General features: G+C 70.0%; 18 protein-coding genes. 12 read left to right on the plus strand and 6 right to left on the minus strand.

Features of this window, described 5'->3' with window-relative positions:
* Positions 1-318: 318 nt before the first annotated feature.
* Together OO014_RS04285 and OO014_RS04290 are read right to left on the minus strand one after the other, a co-directional pair.
* Positions 319-1,956, minus strand: a complete 1,638-nt coding sequence (locus tag OO014_RS04285; RefSeq protein WP_272461039.1) for an AAA family ATPase — start codon at positions 1,954-1,956, stop codon at positions 319-321.
* A 385-nt stretch (positions 1,957-2,341) separates the two neighbouring features.
* A complete protein-coding gene (locus OO014_RS04290) occupies positions 2,342-2,560 on the minus strand; it encodes a helix-turn-helix transcriptional regulator (RefSeq protein ID WP_272461040.1) in 219 nt (72 codons plus the stop codon).
* Positions 2,561-3,090: 530 nt separating this feature from the next.
* On the opposite strand from OO014_RS04290, the gene OO014_RS04295 reads away from it, so the two are divergent.
* Both OO014_RS04295 and OO014_RS04300 read left to right on the plus strand, forming a co-directional pair.
* A complete protein-coding gene (locus tag OO014_RS04295) occupies positions 3,091-3,618 on the plus strand; it encodes a hypothetical protein (protein WP_272461041.1) in 528 nt (175 codons plus the stop codon).
* Entirely contained in the window at positions 3,593-4,714 is a 1,122-nt protein-coding gene (locus OO014_RS04300) for a tyrosine-type recombinase/integrase (protein ID WP_272461042.1), read from the plus strand. Before OO014_RS04295 ends, OO014_RS04300 begins: the two co-directional genes overlap by 26 nt.
* Before the next feature lie 30 nt (positions 4,715-4,744).
* On the opposite strand, the gene OO014_RS04305 is transcribed toward OO014_RS04300, so the two are convergent.
* The gene (locus OO014_RS04305; protein ID WP_272461043.1) at positions 4,745-5,680 is read right to left on the minus strand and encodes a 1,4-dihydroxy-2-naphthoyl-CoA synthase; all 936 of its coding nucleotides are present in this window, start codon (positions 5,678-5,680) and stop codon (positions 4,745-4,747) included.
* A gap of 33 nt (positions 5,681-5,713) precedes the next feature.
* Between OO014_RS04305 and OO014_RS04310 the strand changes: the two genes are divergently transcribed.
* Positions 5,714-6,295: an NUDIX hydrolase gene (locus OO014_RS04310; RefSeq protein ID WP_272461044.1), complete on the plus strand. Its 582-nt coding sequence runs from the start codon at positions 5,714-5,716 to the stop codon at positions 6,293-6,295.
* Here the strand turns inward: OO014_RS04310 and OO014_RS04315 are convergent.
* Positions 6,278-7,159, minus strand: coding sequence for a hypothetical protein (locus OO014_RS04315; protein ID WP_272461045.1), 882 nt, complete (start codon positions 7,157-7,159; stop codon positions 6,278-6,280). The genes OO014_RS04310 and OO014_RS04315 overlap by 18 nt on opposite strands.
* A 189-nt stretch (positions 7,160-7,348) precedes the next feature.
* Between OO014_RS04315 and cobT the strand changes: the two genes are divergently transcribed.
* From cobT to OO014_RS04330, 3 genes are read left to right on the plus strand one after another with little or no spacing between them, the layout of a single operon-like run.
* Positions 7,349-8,401, plus strand: a complete 1,053-nt coding sequence (cobT, locus tag OO014_RS04320) for a nicotinate-nucleotide--dimethylbenzimidazole phosphoribosyltransferase (RefSeq protein ID WP_272461046.1) — start codon at positions 7,349-7,351, stop codon at positions 8,399-8,401.
* Positions 8,402-8,448: 47 nt separating this feature from the next.
* Positions 8,449-9,453, plus strand: coding sequence for an o-succinylbenzoate synthase (locus OO014_RS04325; RefSeq protein WP_272461047.1), 1,005 nt, complete (start codon positions 8,449-8,451; stop codon positions 9,451-9,453).
* Positions 9,450-10,211: a 3-keto-5-aminohexanoate cleavage protein gene (locus OO014_RS04330; RefSeq protein WP_272461048.1), complete on the plus strand. Its 762-nt coding sequence runs from the start codon at positions 9,450-9,452 to the stop codon at positions 10,209-10,211. The genes OO014_RS04325 and OO014_RS04330 overlap by 4 nt, the downstream gene beginning before the upstream one ends.
* On the opposite strand, the gene menD is transcribed toward OO014_RS04330, so the two are convergent.
* Together menD and OO014_RS04340 are read right to left on the minus strand one after the other, a co-directional pair.
* On the minus strand, positions 10,208-11,893 hold the full coding sequence (gene menD / locus OO014_RS04335; RefSeq protein ID WP_272461049.1) for a 2-succinyl-5-enolpyruvyl-6-hydroxy-3-cyclohexene-1-carboxylic-acid synthase: 1,686 nt from the start codon (positions 11,891-11,893) through the stop codon (positions 10,208-10,210). The genes OO014_RS04330 and menD overlap by 4 nt on opposite strands.
* A 9-nt stretch (positions 11,894-11,902) precedes the next feature.
* Entirely contained in the window at positions 11,903-13,207 is a 1,305-nt protein-coding gene (locus OO014_RS04340) for an isochorismate synthase (RefSeq protein WP_272461050.1), read from the minus strand.
* A 111-nt stretch (positions 13,208-13,318) separates the two neighbouring features.
* Between OO014_RS04340 and OO014_RS04345 the strand changes: the two genes are divergently transcribed.
* The 6 genes from OO014_RS04345 (at position 13,319) to OO014_RS04370 (ending at position 18,879) form a co-directional block, all read left to right on the plus strand.
* Positions 13,319-14,011: a demethylmenaquinone methyltransferase gene (locus tag OO014_RS04345; protein ID WP_272461051.1), complete on the plus strand. Its 693-nt coding sequence runs from the start codon at positions 13,319-13,321 to the stop codon at positions 14,009-14,011.
* Between the two features lie 109 nt (positions 14,012-14,120).
* Positions 14,121-15,428, plus strand: a complete 1,308-nt coding sequence (locus OO014_RS04350; protein ID WP_272461052.1) for a geranylgeranyl reductase family protein — start codon at positions 14,121-14,123, stop codon at positions 15,426-15,428.
* Positions 15,429-15,611: 183 nt separating this feature from the next.
* Positions 15,612-15,971, plus strand: coding sequence for an NADH-quinone oxidoreductase subunit A (locus OO014_RS04355; protein WP_272461053.1), 360 nt, complete (start codon positions 15,612-15,614; stop codon positions 15,969-15,971).
* 91 nt (positions 15,972-16,062) lie between these two features.
* Entirely contained in the window at positions 16,063-16,617 is a 555-nt protein-coding gene (locus tag OO014_RS04360) for a NuoB/complex I 20 kDa subunit family protein (protein WP_272461054.1), read from the plus strand.
* A gap of 67 nt (positions 16,618-16,684) precedes the next feature.
* Positions 16,685-17,440, plus strand: a complete 756-nt coding sequence (locus OO014_RS04365; RefSeq protein ID WP_272461055.1) for an NADH-quinone oxidoreductase subunit C — start codon at positions 16,685-16,687, stop codon at positions 17,438-17,440.
* Positions 17,440-18,879: an NADH-quinone oxidoreductase subunit D gene (locus OO014_RS04370; protein ID WP_272461056.1), complete on the plus strand. Its 1,440-nt coding sequence runs from the start codon at positions 17,440-17,442 to the stop codon at positions 18,877-18,879. The genes OO014_RS04365 and OO014_RS04370 overlap by 1 nt, the downstream gene beginning before the upstream one ends.

The raw sequence follows: 18,879 nt of genomic DNA on the forward strand, positions 1-18,879 counted from the left end.
CCCGGAGTGCGACGCAAGACGCCCTGGCCTCGCCTAGAGGGTGATGCAGCTCGGGCCGGTCTCAGTAGCCAAGCAGGCAGCCACTGCTGCACCACCATGACCTCGCCCACGACGGTCCACACGACGTAGGCCCACCAGCCGTCGCCGCGCGGGCTGAGTCGCTCGAGCGAACGTGACAGGAAGCCCTGGGGACAACGATGGCGTCTAGCAAAAGACCGTGTCCCACCGTGTCCCCACCACGTCCCCGACACGGTGATCGAGTGTGTCCCCGTCCCGTTCTCTAGGACGGGGACACGGTCACAGTGCCTGGCGATCCACCTAGTGCGTCCCGGACTGGTACTGGTCTGATTTCTCGTCGTCACGTTGCCGATAGGCTCGGACCCGGTGGTGGATGTGGGCGCCCTTCGGCCCGTCTTCGACTCGGACGTAGCCTTCATCAATCAAGACCTTCAACGCCCTCCGCACGTGCTCAGCCTTCCCGCGGATACTCCTATTGACCGCGTTGAGTCCAAGTGGCTCATCCTCCAACACATCGCTGATGCGCTCCATGAGCGTGGTCGGGCGGAACTCGGTCGGATCGTCTCGGCGTTGCGGGGGCTCGACGGAGACGATCACTGTCTCGCCGGTCGAGTCCACCACCACTCGGGCAGCCTCCTGAGTCCGATCAGCTCGCCAGGCACCCGAGTGCCCGCGAACATAGCCGGGCCGGTCCTTGGCGACTCGGAGGACGATCACTCCTCGCAGTCCGCGTCCAAGTGGCTTGTCGACCGCCACGGTGTAGGCCGCTCCGGTGAGACCGGCCATCTTGGTCTGGCCACCGATGGCGAAGCGGCCTCGCGTGCTTCCCTCTTTGGTGACGTGGTCGATCATGACCACAGCCGCCCCGGTCTCACGAGCCAACCGCGCCGGGTAGGTCCTGTTCCACGCGGCGATGTGGTCGTTGTTGATCGTCTCGTAGCCCAAGAGCACGAGGGCGTCAGTGACTCCGTCGAAGACCACCAGAGAGTAGGACTCCGTGAGCAGGGCCTCCCACTCCGCCCACTCACTGGCGTCAGTGTGCGGACTCACCTCGGGGTGAACGTAGCGGAACCCGGCGCCCATCTGCTCATCGGTGGCTCCGAGTAGCCTCAGGCGTTCCACTACCGATGCGGGGTCCGAGTCGAAGTCGAGCCACAAGACGAGCTCGCCAGCCTGTAGCAGCCGGACGGCCTCGCTCTGCATCACCATGGACTTGCCCGACTCGCTCTCGCCGTGGAGCGAGTGTGTCAGCCCGCGATACAGCAGGCTGACGCCGTCGCTACGTGCCAGCAGTGTTGGTTCATGCGCGCGGAAAGTGCCGTCGAGGTAGGCGCTCAAGTCCATCGGGGCCCAGGAAGGGCCACGATCGTCGGAGCTCGCATCCTCCATGGGGGCCGGCCCCATCTCATACGGCTCGAAGTCCTCGACCCCGCGCTCAGCAGCGACGTGGTCGGCGGCGTCCTTCCCAACTGCCGCCCGCACGAACGTCACCGAGGCACCCACCTCGCGCAGCTTCTTCCGGACCTGCAACGCCCAGCCGTCGCCGGCCCCATCGCGGTCCACGACCGCGACTACGCGCGCGCCGCTGAGCGGAGTCGCATCCACACGATGGAAGCTGCTGGCGCCCATCGGCGCTGTCGTGGCAGTGACGCCGAGCGCCTGGAGCGCGAAAACGTCCTTCTCACCTTCGACGAGATAGACCACCTCGCCGGTGATCACGGCAGAAAGTACTTCCGGCAGCCGGAACAGTTCACTCGCATGGCTGCCGCCGGTCTGGCTGAACCGCTTGTCGGCCGAGCGGGTCACCGTGCGCGTCGGGCGACCGGCCCCGTCTACGTACTCATAGTGTGCGCCGGCGGGGTTGTCATACAGATCCGCCTTCGTGAGGTCCAGCGCCTCGAGGACGTCCTCGGTGTCGCAGCCGGCGTGACAGTACACCAGGACCGAGCCCTCGATCCCGGTGATGGAGAGTGACGGCTCGGAGTCCTCGTGTCCGGGGCAGAGGGCCCGAGCCTTGGTTGCGCTTCGGGTGATCGCAGATCCCTGTCGATCCTCCAGGGCCTCACAGAGCCGCTGGAAGGCCGCGAAGCGTGGCGCTGTGGAGCCCGCCTTCCGGAGCGGTCGTAGCGGGGTGGGCTCTCGACGGCGCCGTCGCGGCGAGGGACCGCTGTCATGGCCCCCTCCTTGACTGGCATCGGGCTCAAGGCTCGCTGCCGAGTTGTTCAGCGCCGTGTCGGATCCGCCTCGGGCACGGCGCGTTCCATGGCTCATCTGTCCAGACCTCCGTCCTGCTTTTCATGCGAGCCGCGGTTACCGCACCGCCTCACGTGGACCGGCGTCGGGGCGTTGATGATGCTTGGGCTGTGGGATCTCCGGCGGCCTGCTCCTGAAGCCAGCGCTCAACCGCCGCCTGTCGGTACATGACGCGGCGACCTAGCCGGAAGCTCGCCGGTCCCTGTCTGCAGTGGCGCCACCACCGCAAGGTGGCCTCGGGAACCCTGAGCCAGTCCGCCACCTCTCTGAGTGTGAGCAGTTCATCCATGTCTCAACGCCTTTCGTCGTTGGTTCCGGTCGGAACCTCTTGACTCAGCGTGGTCAAGCATGTGACTGTTGTCGAGCATGTATTGGTTATTCAGCGGTTACGTCAATGGTTAGAGGTGGAAAGTGGACGTGCTGAGCCCAGGGATTTGGCGGTACGAGACGGCCAACGCCAAGCTCCTTGAGGGGGAGTGGTGGGTGATGCTCCCGGGCCAGCCCGAGTTGGTGTCGCCGAGAGGCGTGCGGCCGGACGACGACTACGACAGTCGGGCTCGTCCGTTGGGGGACACCCTTCACGAGGTGATGACTCACCTTGGCGAGCTCGAGATGATGGAGCGCGAGGCAGCTGCCCAGCAGCTCGCGTCTCACTGCAGACTCTTCGGCGCACCTGACCTGTGCGGCGAGCATGGTTTGCCGCTCTGGCATGACGGACCACGCGTCCGTCGGGCATCGTCTAGGCAGTTCGGCTCCCTGAACCCATCATGCGCCCCAGGCACCGGTCCAGATGGTGCGCTGGGACTCAAGGTTTCGGCCGTGACCAAGTTCGTGAAGCATCTCCGGGGCCTCGAGCACATCGCCGACCACCTACGACTGCGCAGAGAACGGACTCCCGACTGGATGGTCGATGACGTACTCAAGGGTGGGATCCTCGACGAGCACTATGTAAGAAGAGTCCGAGAGGCCCGCGAGAGGGGCGATTTCGACCAGGATGCGACGCGTCATCTGTTGACCTACTCACTCGATCGCGTAATGGCCTCTAGCTGGCTGGCGCCGACGATGCGTTGGCCAAAGCAGAGACGGCCCGAACTGGCGCTGGTCGCGAACACGACGTGCGCCCTCTACGTCGCCGATGTGCTGGCCCACGTGGGAGCTCCAGATGATGCCGATCGGACGTACGTCTGCTCGGCGTGCAGTATGCCGTTCACTCCCAAGCGGAGGCTGAAGGAGAGTGAGGGCACGTACTGTCGCAAGCCCGAGTGCCAGAGGGAACGCAATCGACTGAAGCAGGTGCGTCGTCGTGAAAGGGAGACGGCAAATGGCAAGCATCGCGAAGAGGCCTGACGGCCGATGGAGAGCCCGCTACCGCGACGACGCTGGCAAGGAGCATGCGAGGCACTTCTCGCGCAAGTTCGATGCCCAGCGATGGCTTGACGAGGTCACGACCGCTGTCGTGACGGGGACGTACGTCGACCCGAGTGCCGGCAAGATCACGTTCTCGAGGTTTTACGCGGACTGGTCCGTTCGCCAACTCTGGGTCGCGTCGACAAGAGACAACGCGGACCGCACGATCAAGGCCGTGCCCTTCGGGGACCTGCCAATGAAGACCATCCGGCGGTCCCACGTCGAGGCATGGGTCAAGTCCATGAGCGTGGACGGTCTGGCCGCGACGACGATCAAGACCAAGTTCGTGATCCTTCGCTCGGTGTTCCGTGCGGCCGTCAAGGACAAGGTGATCGCGGCCGACCCGGCCGATGGCGTGGTCCTGCCGCGCGCGCGGAAGCCTGAGGCTGCCATGCGGGTTCCGAATGTTGAGGAGGTCGGGCGACTGCTGGCGTGTGCGGACAGTGGGCGCGTCTCGTCGCGAAAGGGTTTTCGGCCGTATGTTGCTCTGTGTGCTTTCGCCGGTCTCCGGCTCGGGGAGGCGTCCGGCCTGCAAGTCACAGACATCGACTTTCTGCGGCGTGAACTGAAGGTGTCCCGCCAGATCCAGCGAGACGGCCGGGGCTACATGGTTGCGCCCCCGAAGTACGGATCAGAGCGTGTCGTCTCTCTCCCGGACGAGTTGCTGGCGCTGCTGTCAGAGCATGTGAAGTCACTCACCGATGAGACGCCGGAGCCGTGGCTCTTCTCGATAGACGGTCTGCCGATGCATGACAACGCGGTGACATGGCGATGGAGGGCGACCAGGAAGTCGGCCGGCCTCGAGTGGGTGCGCCTTCATGACCTGAGGCACTTCTACGCGAGCGGGCTGATCGCGGACGGGTGCAGCGTCGTGACGGTCCAGCGAGCACTCGGGCACGCCACGGCCACCACCACCTTGAGCACCTATGCACACCTGTGGCCCACGGCAGGGGACCAGACCAGGAAGGCTGCGGCAGGCCTCATGCGGGCGGCCTTGGCCCCTCCTGCGGACTCACTGCGGACCGCGGAGCCCTAAAGTGCCGCTGACCTGCGAAGACACCGGGGCTTAGTAGTACCAGGGGAACGGCGTCCAGTCGGGGTCGCGCTTCTCGAGGAACTGGTCTCGTCCCTCGACGGCCTCATCCGTCATGTAGGCCAGCCGCGTCGCCTCCCCGGCGAAGACCTGCTGGCCCATCAGCCCGTCGTCGGTGAGGTTGAAGGCGAACTTCAGCATCCGCTGCGCCTGCGGGCTCTTGCCCATGATCTCGGAGGCGGCCTGGAGGGCCTCCTTCTCGAGGTCGGCGTGGTCGGCGACGATGTTGACCGCGCCCATCCGGTGCATGTCCTCGGCGGTGTAGGTGCGCCCCAGGTGGAAGATCTCGCGGGCGAACTTCTGGCCGACGGACTTGGCCAGGTAGGCAGATCCGTAGCCGCCGTCGAAGGACCCGACGTCCGCGTCGGTCTGCTTGAAGCGGGCGTGCTCGCGCGACGCGATCGTGAGGTCGCAGATGACGTGGAGCGAGTGGCCCCCGCCCGCGGCCCAGCCGTTGACGACGGCGATGACGATCTTGGGCATCGTCCGGATGAGTCGCTGGACCTCGAGGATGTGCAGGCGGCCGCCCTGCGCCTTGACGCGCGCCTCGTCGACCGTTTCGGCGGTCTCACCGTCGGCGTACTGGTAGCCGGAGCGGCCCCGGATCCGCTGGTCGCCGCCCGAGCAGAAGGCCCACTTGCCGTCCTTGGGTGACGGTCCGTTGCCGGTGATGAGCACGACGCCGACGTCCGGGGTCATCCGGGCGTGGTCGAGGGCCCGGTAGAGCTCGTCGACCGTGTGCGGTCGGAAGGCATTGAGCACCTCTGGCCGATCGAAGGCGACCCGCACGACACCGGACTCCGGACGCGGACGGCCCTCGACATGGCGGCGCCGGTGGTACGTGATGTCGGTGAAGTCGAAACCGGGGACGACGTCCCACTCGGCCGGGTCGAAGATCTCGCTGCTCACGGGCCGACCCTAGCGGGCGGCTAGGGTCGGCCCATGCCCATCCCGCCCTATGTCGCCCACCTGCGCACCAAGGTCGGCCAGGACCTGCTGTGGCTGCCCGGCGCCACCGCGGTGGTGCTGCGTCCGGCGACGGAGGGCGCCGACGAGGGCACTGAGGTCGGCGTTGAGGACGGCGCTGAGGACGGCGCTGAGGACGGCACTGACAGGGCCGGTTACGAGGTGCTCCTCATCCGGCGGGCCGACAACGGGGAGTGGACGCCGGTCACCGGCATCGTCGACCCGGGAGAGGACCCGCACGTGACGGCTGTGCGCGAGGTTCTCGAAGAAGCGTCGGTCGTGGTCGAGGTGGAACGCCTCGTCTGGGTGTCGGCCGGACCTCCCGTCGTTCACGACAACGGCGACGTGGCGCAGTATCTCGACCACACGTTCCGATGCCGCTGGGTGTCCGGGAAGCCCCGTCCGGGCGACGACGAGGCGACCGAGGCTCGATGGCACCGACTCCATGCGCTGCCCGCGATGCGACGGCACTTCCTCGACCGGATCGCTTGCGCTGTCGACAACCCCCGGGACGTGCGGCTGGGAGGGTGGACCAGCTCGTCACGAGACGTGTCGTAGGTCGAGCTCCAGGTCAGTCGGCTGGGTGGATTCTCGGGCGACCACCTGGGCCTCGGCCTCCCGCGCCCTGTCCCGGAGGGAGCAGATCTCCCGCTTCGTCCGGGAGGTGAGGAGGTCGGTGCGTGCGAGGACCTCGAGGTCCAGGGCACCCGCGGGTCGCCTCACCCACGCTGGCTGCGGCACGCCGAGCAGGCGGTTGACGGCGTGGGCCCGCGACGAGGGGAATCCGGAGAGGCCGAGCCGGGCGGTGAGCTCCTTCTGGGTCAGCGGGCCGATCGGGGGTTTGAGCCCGTTGGCCCGGATCAGGGTCCAGCTGATGGCTGCGGCGGTCTGGGCGGGGTCGATGGAGGAGCCGTTGCGAAACAGGTGGGGCCCCGCGGCGGTGAGGGCTCGACGGAAGGCCGTGCGCAGCTCCACGTCGAAGAAGGTGTCGGCGATCCCGTCCAGATGCGCCACGGTCCTGCGAAACCGGGCGACGACGTCCCCGTCGCCGAACGCGAGCTCCGGCAGCTCGAACTCCTCGTCCGGGAGCGGGTCGGCAGCCAGGGACGCGAGGACATCCGACCCGCCCACGACATGCTCGAGCCATCGCACCGTCTCGACCCAGGGCCGGGGCTCCGGGACCGGCTTGGGTTCCTCCCGCCACGGTCGGTGCGACCGCTCCACCCGCGGGTCGTGGCGCCACGGCGAATCATGCAGTGACTCCTGCCACGTGTCGATGACCCGCCCGTCGACGAGCACGACGTACGCCACCGTCCGGTCGGGGGAGGGTGGCTGGTCCATGAGCCAGTAGGGCGGAACCGGGTCGTCCATCTCGTAGGACTCGGCCCGCCACGGGTCGTCCATCCAGCTCGAGCCGTCCATCGCATCGCCTTCCTCGGGGCTTCGGGGTGATGCCCCGACTGTTCCCCGGGGCCCCGAGACCAGCCACCGCGCAACCGCCCGGTTGTGGACAACCGGGCCCGGTCCAGGGGGATGTGGATACCGCCTGCGGGTTCTGCCGGCGGTCGGACAGGATGGGACGACCTGATGACATCGAGCAACGGAGGCCCCATGCCGACCCAGACGTCCACCATCACGCCGCCCGACGAGCGGACCCACGCGGCCGCTCTCGAGCGGCTCGACGGCCTCGCGAAGCCGCTCGGGTCCCTCGGACGTCTGGAGCAGGTGGGCGCGTGGCTGGCCGCGTGTCAGGGCGTCTGTCCGCCGGACCCCATCGAGCGGGTGCGGGCCGTCGTCCTCGCAGGGGACCACGGGGTCACCGACTCCGGCGTCTCCGCCTACCCCAAGGACGTGACCGCCGCGATGGTGCACGCCTTCGTCGCGGGAGTCGCGGGCGTCAGCGTCCTGGCCCGACAGCACGGCGCGACCGTGCGCGTCCTCGACATCGGCGTCGACGCGGACCTCTCGAGCGCCCCCGGCGACGTCACGGCGCACAAGCTCACCCGCTCGTCCGGCCCGATCGACGTCACCGACGCGATCAGCCGTGATCTGGCCGAGAGGGCGATCGCTGTCGGCGCCGAGATCGCCGACGCCGAGGTCGACGCAGGCGCGCAGCTCCTGGTCCTCGGCGACATGGGCATCGGCAACACCACCCCGTCGGCCGCCCTCATCGCCTCGAGCCTCGGGCTGGAGGCCGACGCCGTCATCGGCCGCGGCACCGGCATCGACGATGCGGCCCGCGCCCGCAAGCTCGACGTCCTCGCCCGGGCCCTGGCGCGGGTCTGCGACGAGGACCGTCGCGTTGCCGACCCGGTCGCGCGCCTGGCGGCGCTGGGATCGGCCGACCTTGCGGCAGGGGCGGGCTTCCTCGTCCAGGCCGCCCGTCGTGGTGTGCCGGTCCTCCTCGACGGGGTCATCGCGTGCGCCGAGGCCCTGGTCGCAGCGGACCTCGCCCCCGGCGCGCAGGCGTGGTTCGTCGCAGGCCACCGCTCTCCGGAGCCGGCCCAGGCCCACGCGCTCGCGGCTCTCGGCCTGGAGCCGATCCTCGACCTCGGGATGCGTCTCGGCGAGGGCTCGGGCGCCATGGCCGCAGTGCCGCTCGTGCGGTCCGCAGCCCTGCTCATGCGCGAGATGGCCCTGCTCGCGGACCTCGTGGCGCCCTGACCGCAGCTTCACCGGCGTCGAGTCACCCCCTCAGTCATGATGTGGGGGTGACCGACCTGCCAGCCGCCGCCGCGCTCCTCGAGGGGGCGCACGTCGTGTCGATACCGATGCGCGTGCGCTTCCGCGGGGTCGAGGTGCGGGAGGCCCTCGTCTTCGAGGGCCCGTCCGGCTGGGGCGAGTTCGCGCCCTTCCCGGAGTACGGCGACGACGAGGCCTCCCGATGGCTCGCCGCCGGCATCGAGGAGGCCTATGCCGATCGCCCCGCCCCTGTGCGGGACGCCGTTCCCGTCAATGCCACCGTGCCGGCTGTCCGGCCGGAGCGGGTGCCAGAGGTCCTCGCTCGGTTCGTCGGCTGCACCACCGCCAAGGTCAAGGTCGCCGAGCCGGGCCAGTCCCTGGACGACGACCTCGACCGCATCGCCGCGGTGCGGGACGCGATGGGGCCACAGGCCCGGATCCGGATCGACGCCAACGGGGCGTGGGACGTCGAGACGGCGACGGAGGCCCTGCGAAGGTCGGCGGCCCACGACCTCGAGTACGCCGAGCAGCCCTGCGCGACCGTCGACGAGCTCGCCGCGCTCCGAAAGCAGCTGGCCCGCAAGGGTATCGACGTCCCGATCGCCGCCGATGAGTCGATCCGCAAGGCCGAGGACCCCCTGCTCGTCGCCCGCCAGAACGCAGCCGACCTCATTGTCGTCAAGGTCGCCCCGCTGGGCGGGGTGACCGCCGCGCTCGAGATCGTCGAGGCCTGCGGGCTGCCCGCAGTGGTCTCGTCGGCCCTCGACACGAGCGTTGGCATCTCGGCCGGCGTCGCGCTCGCGGCAGCCCTTCCACACCTTGACCATGCCTGCGGCCTCGGCACCGTCGGCCTCTTCGTGACGGACGTGGCGGCCGAGCCGATGCGCCCCCACGACGGCGTCCTGCGCCCGCGCCGAGTCGTGCCCGACCCGGACGTGCTCGTCTCCCTGGCCGCGCCGCCGGACCGGCAGCGATGGTGGCGCGACCGGCTCGCCCGCTGCCACGCAGTCCTGCGCTCCGGAGCGGTTCCATGATCACCGCGTGCCTCAACGGTGACCGAGCGCCCCGCGCGCACCCCCGCCTGCCGGTCACCCCGGATGCGGTGGCCCGCGCGGCCCGTGACGTCGTCGACGTCGGTGCCTTCATGGTCCACGTGCATCCGCGTGACGCCCAGGGGAGGGAGTCGCTCGACGTGGACGACGTCGTCGCCACGGTGGGTGCGATCCGTGCGCTCGTCCCGGACGTCCGCGTCAGCGTCACCACTCGTGACGGCATCGCCACGGACGAGCGCGACAAGCTCGCGCAGATCCGCGCCTGGCCGGCTCCCGAAGACGGTGGCCCCGACTGCGCCACGGTCAACTGGCACGAGCCCGGCGCCGTGCGGCTGGCGGGCGTCCTGCGCACCACCGGGATCGCGGTCGAGGCCGGCATCTGGACTCCACACGCCGCGACGGCCTTCGTCTCGACGAACTGGCCGTGGCAGGTCGAGCGCGTCCTCGTCGAGGTGATCCCAGGGCACACGCGGGGGAGTGACGGCCTGTGGGCCTCGGAGCGGGTCCTCGCCGCCCTGGGCATGTCACCGGCGCCGGTCCTGGTCCACGGCGAACGAGCGTGGGCCTGGCCGGTGCTGCGCTGGGCGCAGCGGTCCGGCTATGACGTGCGGATCGGGTTGGAGGACACGTTGGTGCTGCCGGACGGTCGCGAGGCACGCGACAACACCGAGCTCGTCGCCGCCGCCCTCGCGTCGGACGGCGGCGCGCCCACCCAGTGGCCGGTCCCGGACCCGCTCTAGGTCAGCTGGGCGAGCTCGCGCAGGTGCTCGCCCTCGGCTCGCCGGTCGGCTCGCGAGACCGGCACCTCGATGAGACGTATGCCGCTGGGCTCGCTTCGCAGGGCCGTGGCCAGCCGCTCGGGCTCGGTGATCGTCTCGTGCTCGATGCCGTGGGCGCGGCAGAGGGCGGCGAGGTCCGTGCCGTGTGGCGTGCCGAAGACCCGCTCGAAGGCGGGCGCGTAGGGGACGCCCCCTTGCTCGAGGCCCGCGAAGATCGCCCCGCCGTCGTCGTTGAGGACGACGAAGGTGACGTCGGGCCGTGGCTCCTCCGGCCCGATGAGCAGGCCGTTGGTGTCGTGCAGGAAGGTCAGGTCGCCCAGGTAGGCGATGGTGCGGGACGCGCCAGCGCGTCCGAGGGCCAGGCCGATGGCGGTCGAGACGGTGCCGTCGATGCCGGCGAGGCCCCGGTTGCCGACGACGAAGCGGTGCTCGTGCGGGGGCCACGGCGGGGCGATGACGTCGAGGTCGCGCACCACGTTGGACGAGCCGAGGAGCAGCGTCGTGTGGCCCGTGACGGCCTCAGCGACAACCCGGGCGAGGGCGAGCGGGCTCGCCGGCCGCTCCGCGACGTAGGAGTCGATCCGGGCGGACAGGGCCTCGTCAGCGGCCCGCCAGCGCTCGAACCAATCCGACCTGCCGGTCCCGCTGGTCGCGGTGGGGGAGTCCTCGAGCGTGGGCACCTCGTCCAGGACCTGCGCGACCCGTCCGGGATCCGTTGCGGTGCCGGACCGGTCGCGGACCGCCAGGATCTCGAGCGCCGGGTCGCTGATGAGGCCCGAGATCGGACGGGAGAGCGTCGGGTGGCCGACGACGACGACGCGCTCGACCTCCTCGCGCAGCGGACCGCCGAGGAGCAGGCGGTAGGTGCGGATGGCCTGCCGGCCGATCCGCGCCCCGGACGTCGGCTCGGCGAGCAGCGGCCAGTCGCCGGCCTCGGCGAGGAGCCGGGCCGCCGGGCCCGCCCCGTCGCCCGCGACGACGACGGTGCGCGGCCCCCGGGAGAGGACCACCGGCCCACCGTGCACGCCGGCACCGACCAGAGGTGCACCCGCCACCGTCGGCTCGCTGGCGGCGTCCGGCCGGGACCACCACGTCGAGGGATCGGGATCCTGCGGCATGAGGTCACCGTCGAGCTGGAGGTTCAGCTGGGTCGGGCCGGTGGCGACGCAGGCCGAACCGGCCGCGGCCGCAAGGGATTCCGGTGAGACGTCCGATGCCAGGTCATGGCAGGCCGCGAAGGGGCCGAAGATGCCGGCCTGGACCGTGGTCTGGTTCGCTCCCGTGCCCCGCAGCCGCTCCGGCCGGTCAGCGGACACCACGACCAGGGGAACGCCCGTGTGGTGCGCCTCCATCACGGCTGGCAGGAGGTTGCCCACGGCCGTGCCAGAGGTCGTCACGACCGCGACCGGCCTCCGGGACCCCTTGGCCAGGCCGAGGGCGAGGAAGCCGGCCGAGCGCTCGTCGACCCGGACGTGCAACCGCACGTCGCCGACCGCGTCGGCCCGGTGGAGCGCGAGCGCCAGGGGGGCGGAGCGAGAACCGGGAGCGAGGACGAACTCACGCACCCCTCGGGTCCACAGCGCCTGCAGGAGAGCGAGCGACAGCGCGTGGGCACCGGGGGCTGGGAGCGAGCTCAGCGGCATACGGCCACGTCAGCTGCTCGTCAGCGCATCACGCATGGGGATGAGCTTGGCGTTGGACTCGGCGACCTCCGACTCGGGGTCGGAGCCGGCCACGATCCCGCACCCGGCGTAGAGCCGGATGCTCGTCGGGTCGTCGGGCAGGATCGCGCCGCTGCGCAGCGCGATGCCCCAGGCCCCGTCACCGCGGGCGTCCATCCACCCGACCGGGCCGGCGTAGCGACCGCGGTCCATGTGCTCGAGCTCGCCGATCAGCGCGACCGCCTCAGCGGTGGGCGTCCCGCCGACCGCCGCAGACGGATGCAGCGACGCGGCGAGCGTGAGCGAGGAGGCGTCGTCCGCGCTGACCGCGGCAACGTCCGTCGCGAGGTGCATGACGTTGGGCAGGTGCAGGACGAACGGCGCCTCGGGGACGTTCATCGACGACGAGTGCGGGGCGAGCGCCTCGGCGACCGAGCGGACGGCGTACTCGTGCTCCTCGAGGTCCTTGGACGAGCGGGCCAGCGAGGCAGCGAGCGCGAGGTCGGCCTCGTCGTCCCCGGTCCGGCGGATCGTGCCGGCGAGGACGCGGGAGGTGATCAGCCCCTGGTCGCGCCGGACGAGCAGCTCCGGCGTCGCGCCGAGCAGCCCGGCGACCGCGAAGACCCAGGTGTTCTCGTAGCGCTCCGCCAGCCGCCGCAGCACCCACCGCGGGTCGATCGGCTCCCGGGCCGTGGCGATGAGGTCGCGCGCGAGGACGACCTTGTCGAGGCGGCCGGAGCTGATCCGCTGCACGGCCTCGGCGACGGCGTGGGCGTAGTCGCTGGGGGAGACCGAGCCGTCCGCGAAGGTGACGCCGACCGGTGACGGGGGATCGCTTGCGACAGTGGGTGCCTCGAGGGGTCGAAGCTGAGGCTCCAACGTCACGGACGTCAGCCAGGTCTGCCCGTCGCGGCGGCCCACGATGGTGGACGGGACGACGAGGCGCGCGGAGTCGGACGAGTCGTCGGCGAAGGGGAAGGAACCGAAACAGACCAGCCCGGTGCCCGGCACGCCGACCTCGTCGCGGACGACGGCACGGGAGGCGACGGAGCGCCACCAGGCCTCGGCCGCACGGAACCGGTCCGCCCCCATGGCCGAGAACTCGAGCGCCGTGCCCCAGCCGACGAGGCCATCGCCCCGGCGGACCCAGGAGACGAGCGTCTCCGGCTGGCCGTCCGCCCCCGCTGCCGGCAGGTAGGCGAGCAGCGACTCCTCGGAGTCGAGCGGCACGGTCCGCACGACGACCGCGGGGGCGGTCGCTGCGGCCGGTGCCTCGGGGGCGGGAAGCGATGACATCGCCCGTAACTCTACGACCGCGGGACCGCCTCCGAGGCCATCGTCCGGTCAGCGGGGGCTCGGTGCGACCAGCGCCACACCCCTGCCCCGTCGGGGTGGGAGGATGGGGCCATGACTCGCGCCCAGCTCGACAAGAAGCCCGTCGACGTCGCATCGATGTTCGACACCGTCGCCGAGAAGTACGACGTCACCAACGACGTCATGACCGCGGGGATCGACCGGCTCTGGCGTCGCGCCGTGGTCAAGGCCGTCGCGGCCAAGCCGGGTGAGCGGATCCTCGACATCGCGGCCGGCACCGGCACGTCGAGCGAGCCGTGGGCCGACCGGGAGATCGAGGTCGTGCCGGCCGACTTCAGCCTCGGGATGCTGCGCGTCGGTCGGCGCCGACGGCCCGACATGGCCTTCACCGCCGCCGACGCGATGAACCTGCCGTTCGCCGACGCGAGCTTCGACGTCGTGACGATGAGCTACGGCCTGCGCAACGTGGCCGACATCGACCAGGCGCTCCGCGAGTTCCTCCGCGTGACGAAGCCGGGTGGCCGCCTGGTCAACTGCGAGTTCAGCCAGCCGGTCAACAGGGTTGTTCGCGGCGTCTACGGCAACGTGGTCCTGCGGGTGCTGCCGGCCGTCGCGCGGCGCACGGCGAGCAACCCCGAGTCCTACGTCTACCTGGCCGATACGATCCGCGAGTGGCCGCCGCAGGGTGAGCTGGCCCGCCGCATCGAGCAGGCCGGTTGGTCGAGTGTCGGCTGGAAGAACCTGACCGGGGGCATCGTCGCCCTGCACACGGCCGTCAAGCGTTAGTAAGGGCTGCCTTATCTGACAACGTCGAACCCTCCGGAGTAGGGTGCTGGAGAGTTCGTGAACTGATTCACAAGCAGCGCGAGCGAGCATGCTGAACCTGCAGGGAGCCATGAGCACTACGAATGTCGACAGTCGGGTCGATGCTGCGGACGTCATCGTCGTCGGCGCCGGCCCCGGAGGATCTGCCACCGCGGCCTACCTCGCGATGGCGGGCCTGGACGTGCTGCTCCTCGAGAAGACGTACTTCCCCCGCGAGAAGGTCTGCGGCGACGGCCTGACGCCGCGCGCCGTGCGCGAGCTGATCAACCTGGGCATCCCGACGCCCGAGGACGACGGCTGGATCCGCAACAAGGGCCTCCGGATCATCGGTGCCGGCATGCGCCTCCAGCTCGACTGGCCGGAGAACTCCGCCTTCCCGCCCTACGGCCTCGTCCGCACCCGGATGGACTTCGACGACATCCTGGCCCAGCACGCGGTGAAGAACGGCGCGCGCCTCATCCAGGGCTGCAACGTCAGCGGCCCGATCACGGACGCGCGCGGCGCGATCGTCGGCGTCACCGCCAAGTCGGTGGACGAGAACGGCCGGGCCACGGGGGAGACCCACGAGTACCGCGCGCCGCTCGTCATCGCGGCGGACGGCAACTCCAGCCGCCTGTCGCTGGCGATGGGCCGTGAGAAGCGCGACGACCGCCCGATGGGCGTCGCGGTCCGCACCTACTACACGAGCCCGCGCACCAACGACGACTACCTCGAGTCCTGGCTGGAGCTCTGGGCCAAGGACCCGTCCGGCAAGGACGTCCTCCTGCCCGGCTACGGGTGGATCTTCGGGGTCGGCGACGGCACGAGCAACGTCGGTCTCGGCATCCTCAACACCTCCAAGGCGTTCGGCAACGTCGACTACAAGGACGTCATGCGTCGCTGGGTCGCGACGATGCCCGAGGAGTGGACCTACAACGACGAGACGATGACGCAGCCGATCCGGGGCGCCGCGCTGCCGATGGGCTTCAACCGGCAGCCGCACTACGCGGACGGGCTGCTCCTCGTCGGCGACTCCGGCGGCATGGTCAACCCGTTCAACGGCGAGGGCATCGCCTACGCGATGGAGTCGGGCCGGACCGCGGCCGAGGTCGTGGCGCACGCGTTCGCGCGAGCCGACGTGGCGAGCCGGGAGCGCGTCCTGCAGTCCTACAACACGCGGATGAAGCAGGACCTCGGCGGCTACTACACGCTGGGCCGGCACTTCGCGACGATCATCGGCAACCCCGAGGTGATGCGCCTCGCGACGAAGTACGGCCTGCCGCGCACGACGCTGATGAAGTTCCTGCTGAAGATCATGGCCAACCTGGCCGAGCCCGGTGGCAAGGGTGCGAGCGACCGCATCATCAACGCCCTGTCGAAGATCGCGCCGGACGCATGACCCGAGCCCTGTCGTATGCCGCTGGGCCGGCTTCCCGGGGCGGCGTTCGCCCCCGCTCGGGGTGGGGTTTGTGACCCCGAGCACAATCGTCTCCGACGCCCCTAGGATGGGTGCGCCGAGCACCGTCAGCCAGGGTGGCCGCCACCGCCACTGCTGCCACGACCGAAAGGCATGTGACCGAGGATGAACCCGTACGTCCCGATCCTGTTCATGTTGGGGCTCGGCTTCGCGTTCGCAGTGTTGTCCGTGGGGACCTCGCTCCTCGTCGGGCCGAAGCGCTACAACCGGGCCAAGCTCGAGGCGTACGAGTGCGGGATCCAGCCCTCGCCGCACCCCGCCGGTGGCGGGCGCGTGCCGATCAAGTACTACCTGACGGCGATGCTCTTCATCATCTTCGACATCGAGTCGGTCTTCCTCTATCCGTTCGCCGTCGCGTTCAACCAGCTTGGCCTCTTCGCGCTCGTGGAGATGGTCCTGTTCATCCTCACCGTGTTCGTCGCCTACGCCTACGTGTGGCGCCGCGGCGGCCTCGAGTGGGACTGAGCGACTTGGTGAGCCGTGAAGTGATGCGCAACGTGGAGCACCTGGTGGACGTGGCCGAGCCACAGCGAGCACGAAGGACTTAGGAGAAACCATGGGGATCGAAGAGAAGCTGCCAGCCGGATTCCTGCTCTCGACTGTCGAAGGGCTCGCCGGCTACATGCGCAAGGCGTCGATGTGGCCGGTCACCTTCGGCCTCGCCTGCTGCGCGATCGAGATGATGGCCGTCGGCACGCCGGACTACGACATCGCCCGTTTCGGCATGGAGCGGTTCTCCGCGACGCCGCGGCAGGCCGACCTGATGATCGTGGCCGGGCGCGTGAGCCAGAAGATGGCTCCGGTCGTGCGCCAGGTCTACGACCAGATGCCCAACCCCAAGTGGGTCATCTCCATGGGCGTGTGCGCGAGCTCCGGTGGCATGTTCAACAACTACGCCATCGTCCAGGGCGTCGACCACATCGTCCCGGTCGACATCTACCTGCCCGGCTGTCCGCCGCGGCCGCAGATGCTCCTCAACGCGATCATCGAGCTGCACAAGCAGGTCCAGAGCATGCCGCTCGGCGTCAACCGCGAGGCGGCGGCCCGCGCCGCCGAGGCCGCGGCGCTCGAGGCGACGCCGACCCACCAGATGAAGGGGCTGCTCGCATGACGACGCCGTGTGAGGAAACGAGGAACGAGGCCCGGAGCACGGTAGGAGTCGTGCGGGGAGGTGCGGCATGAGTGAAGAGGTGGCCAAGGGCCTCGAGAAGACCCAGGAGAGCGGCCTGACCCCCGGCGAGATCGAGCTCGTCCAGCCGGGCGAGACGACGCCGAAGGTCGTCGGCTACCGGCAGGGCATGTTCGGCGCCAAGCAGGGCGCCGACACCTCCGGCTACGGCCTGCTCCGCCGGCCCATCCTCGTCGCCGGTGAGACGTCCCGCCCCTACGGCGGCTACTTCGACGAGGTCGCCGACTCGCTCGAGCGCGCCCTCGTCGGCGGCCCCGCGTCGTTCGGCGAGGCCGTTGCTGCGGTCGTGGTCGACCGCGGCGAGATGACGATCAACGTCCACCGCGAGCACCTCGTCGCCGTGGCTCGGGCCCTGCGGGACGACCCCGCGCTGCGCTTCGAGATCTGCACCGGCGTGTCCGGGGTGCACTATCCCGACCGCGTCGGCGAGGAGCTGCACGCCGTCTACCACTTCCTGTCGATCACCCACGGCAGCAGGCGCATCCGCGTCGAGGTCTCCTGCCCCGAGGACGACCGGCACATCCCGTCGATCGTCGAGGTCTATCCCGCGAACGACTGGCACGAGCGCGAGACGTGGGACATGTTCGGCATCATCTTCGACGGTCACCCGGCGCTGACCCGGGTCCTCATGCCCGACGACTGGCCGGGCCACCCCCAGCGCAAGGACTATCCGCTCGGCGGCATCCCCGTCGAGTACAAGGGCGCGACGGTCCCCCCGCCGGACCAGCGGAGGTCGTACAACTGATGAGCACGCACACCAACACCCACCCCGGCACCGACAGCGGGGACGACGAGACGGTGCACGGCACCAGCCCGGGTCTCGACCCGCGCCTCGGCGCGGACCCCTACGCGACGACGCCCGCCGACGAGGCCGCCGCGGGTGACGCCACCGTCTTCAACGCCTCGGGCGGCGACTGGGACGACCTCGTCGACGAGGCGACCGCGCTCCACGAGGAGCGGATCGTCGTCAACATGGGTCCGCAGCACCCGTCGACCCACGGCGTCCTGCGGCTCATCCTCGAGCTCGACGGTGAGACGGTCACCGAGGCCCGCGCGGGCATCGGCTACCTGCACACCGGCATCGAGAAGAACATGGAGTACCGCACCTGGGTGCAGGGCGTCACGTTCTGCACGCGGATGGACTACCTGACGCCGATGTTCCAGGAGGCGGCCTACTGCCTCGCCATCGAGAAGCTGCTCGGCATCACCGATGACATCCCGGAGCGGGCCAGCGTCCTGCGCGTCCTGATGATGGAGCTGACCCGGATCAGCTCGCACCTCGTCTGCATCGGCACCGGCGGCATGGAGATGGGCGCGACCACGGTCATGACCGTCGGCTTCCGCGAGCGCGAGCGGATCCTGCGCATCTTCGAGATGGTCACCGGCCTCCGGATGAACAACGCCTACATCCGCCCCGGCGGTGTGGCCCAGGACCTGCCGCCCGGCGCGATCGACGCGCTGCGCGAGATGGTGCCGCAGCTGCGCCGCGGGATCGGCGAGCTCGAGGCCCTGGTCAACGAGAACCCCATCGTCAAGGGCCGGATGACCGACGTCGGCATCCTCAGCCTGGCCGGCTGCATGGCCCTCGGCGTCACCGGTCCGATCCTGCGCTCCACCGGCCTGCCGCACGACCTGCGCAAGTCCGCCCCGTACTGCGGCTACGAGACGTACGACTTCGACGTCATCACGCGCACCAGCTCCGACGCCTACGGCCGGATGCGGATCCGCCTCGACGAGATGTACGAGTCGCTCAAGATCGTCGAGCAGTGCACCGACCGCCTTCAGGCGACCGAGGGCAGCCAGGGCGCCGTCATGGTCGAGGACAAGAAGATCGCGTGGCCGGCGCAGCTCGCGCTCGGCGGGGACGGCCTGGGCAACAGCCTCGACCACATCCGCGAGATCATGGGCACCTCGATGGAGTCGCTCATCCACCACTTCAAGCTGGTGACCGAGGGCTTCCGCGTCCCGCCGGGCCAGGCCTACGTCGCGGTCGAGTCCGCCAAGGGCGAGCTCGGCTGCCACCTCGTCTCCGACGGCGGCACCCGCCCCTACCGGGCCCACTTCCGGGACCCGAGCTTCAACAACCTGCAGGCCGTTGCCGCGATGTGTGAGGGCGGCCAGCTCGGCGACGTCATCGTCGCCGTGGCCTCGATCGATCCCGTGATGGGAGGAGTGGACCGATGA

Source organism: Intrasporangium calvum (assembly GCF_028446585.1).
Classification (GTDB): domain Bacteria; phylum Actinomycetota; class Actinomycetes; order Actinomycetales; family Dermatophilaceae; genus Intrasporangium; species Intrasporangium calvum_A.

Coding starts and splice junctions, on each gene's coding strand:
- OO014_RS04290 (WP_272461040.1), bottom strand. CDS start 2,560: ATGGATGAACTGCTCACACTCAGAGAGGTGGCGGACTGGCTCAGGGTT.
- OO014_RS04300 (WP_272461042.1), top strand. CDS start 3,593: ATGGCAAGCATCGCGAAGAGGCCTGACGGCCGATGGAGAGCCCGCTAC.
- OO014_RS04310 (WP_272461044.1), top strand. CDS start 5,714: ATGCCCATCCCGCCCTATGTCGCCCACCTGCGCACCAAGGTCGGCCAG.
- OO014_RS04315 (WP_272461045.1), bottom strand. CDS start 7,159: ATGGACGGCTCGAGCTGGATGGACGACCCGTGGCGGGCCGAGTCCTAC.
- cobT (WP_272461046.1), top strand. CDS start 7,349: ATGCCGACCCAGACGTCCACCATCACGCCGCCCGACGAGCGGACCCAC.
- OO014_RS04330 (WP_272461048.1), top strand. CDS start 9,450: ATGATCACCGCGTGCCTCAACGGTGACCGAGCGCCCCGCGCGCACCCC.
- menD (WP_272461049.1), bottom strand. CDS start 11,893: ATGCCGCTGAGCTCGCTCCCAGCCCCCGGTGCCCACGCGCTGTCGCTC.
- OO014_RS04340 (WP_272461050.1), bottom strand. CDS start 13,207: ATGTCATCGCTTCCCGCCCCCGAGGCACCGGCCGCAGCGACCGCCCCC.
- OO014_RS04345 (WP_272461051.1), top strand. CDS start 13,319: ATGACTCGCGCCCAGCTCGACAAGAAGCCCGTCGACGTCGCATCGATG.
- OO014_RS04350 (WP_272461052.1), top strand. CDS start 14,121: ATGAGCACTACGAATGTCGACAGTCGGGTCGATGCTGCGGACGTCATC.
- OO014_RS04355 (WP_272461053.1), top strand. CDS start 15,612: ATGAACCCGTACGTCCCGATCCTGTTCATGTTGGGGCTCGGCTTCGCG.
- OO014_RS04360 (WP_272461054.1), top strand. CDS start 16,063: ATGGGGATCGAAGAGAAGCTGCCAGCCGGATTCCTGCTCTCGACTGTC.
- OO014_RS04365 (WP_272461055.1), top strand. CDS start 16,685: ATGAGTGAAGAGGTGGCCAAGGGCCTCGAGAAGACCCAGGAGAGCGGC.
- OO014_RS04370 (WP_272461056.1), top strand. CDS start 17,440: ATGAGCACGCACACCAACACCCACCCCGGCACCGACAGCGGGGACGAC.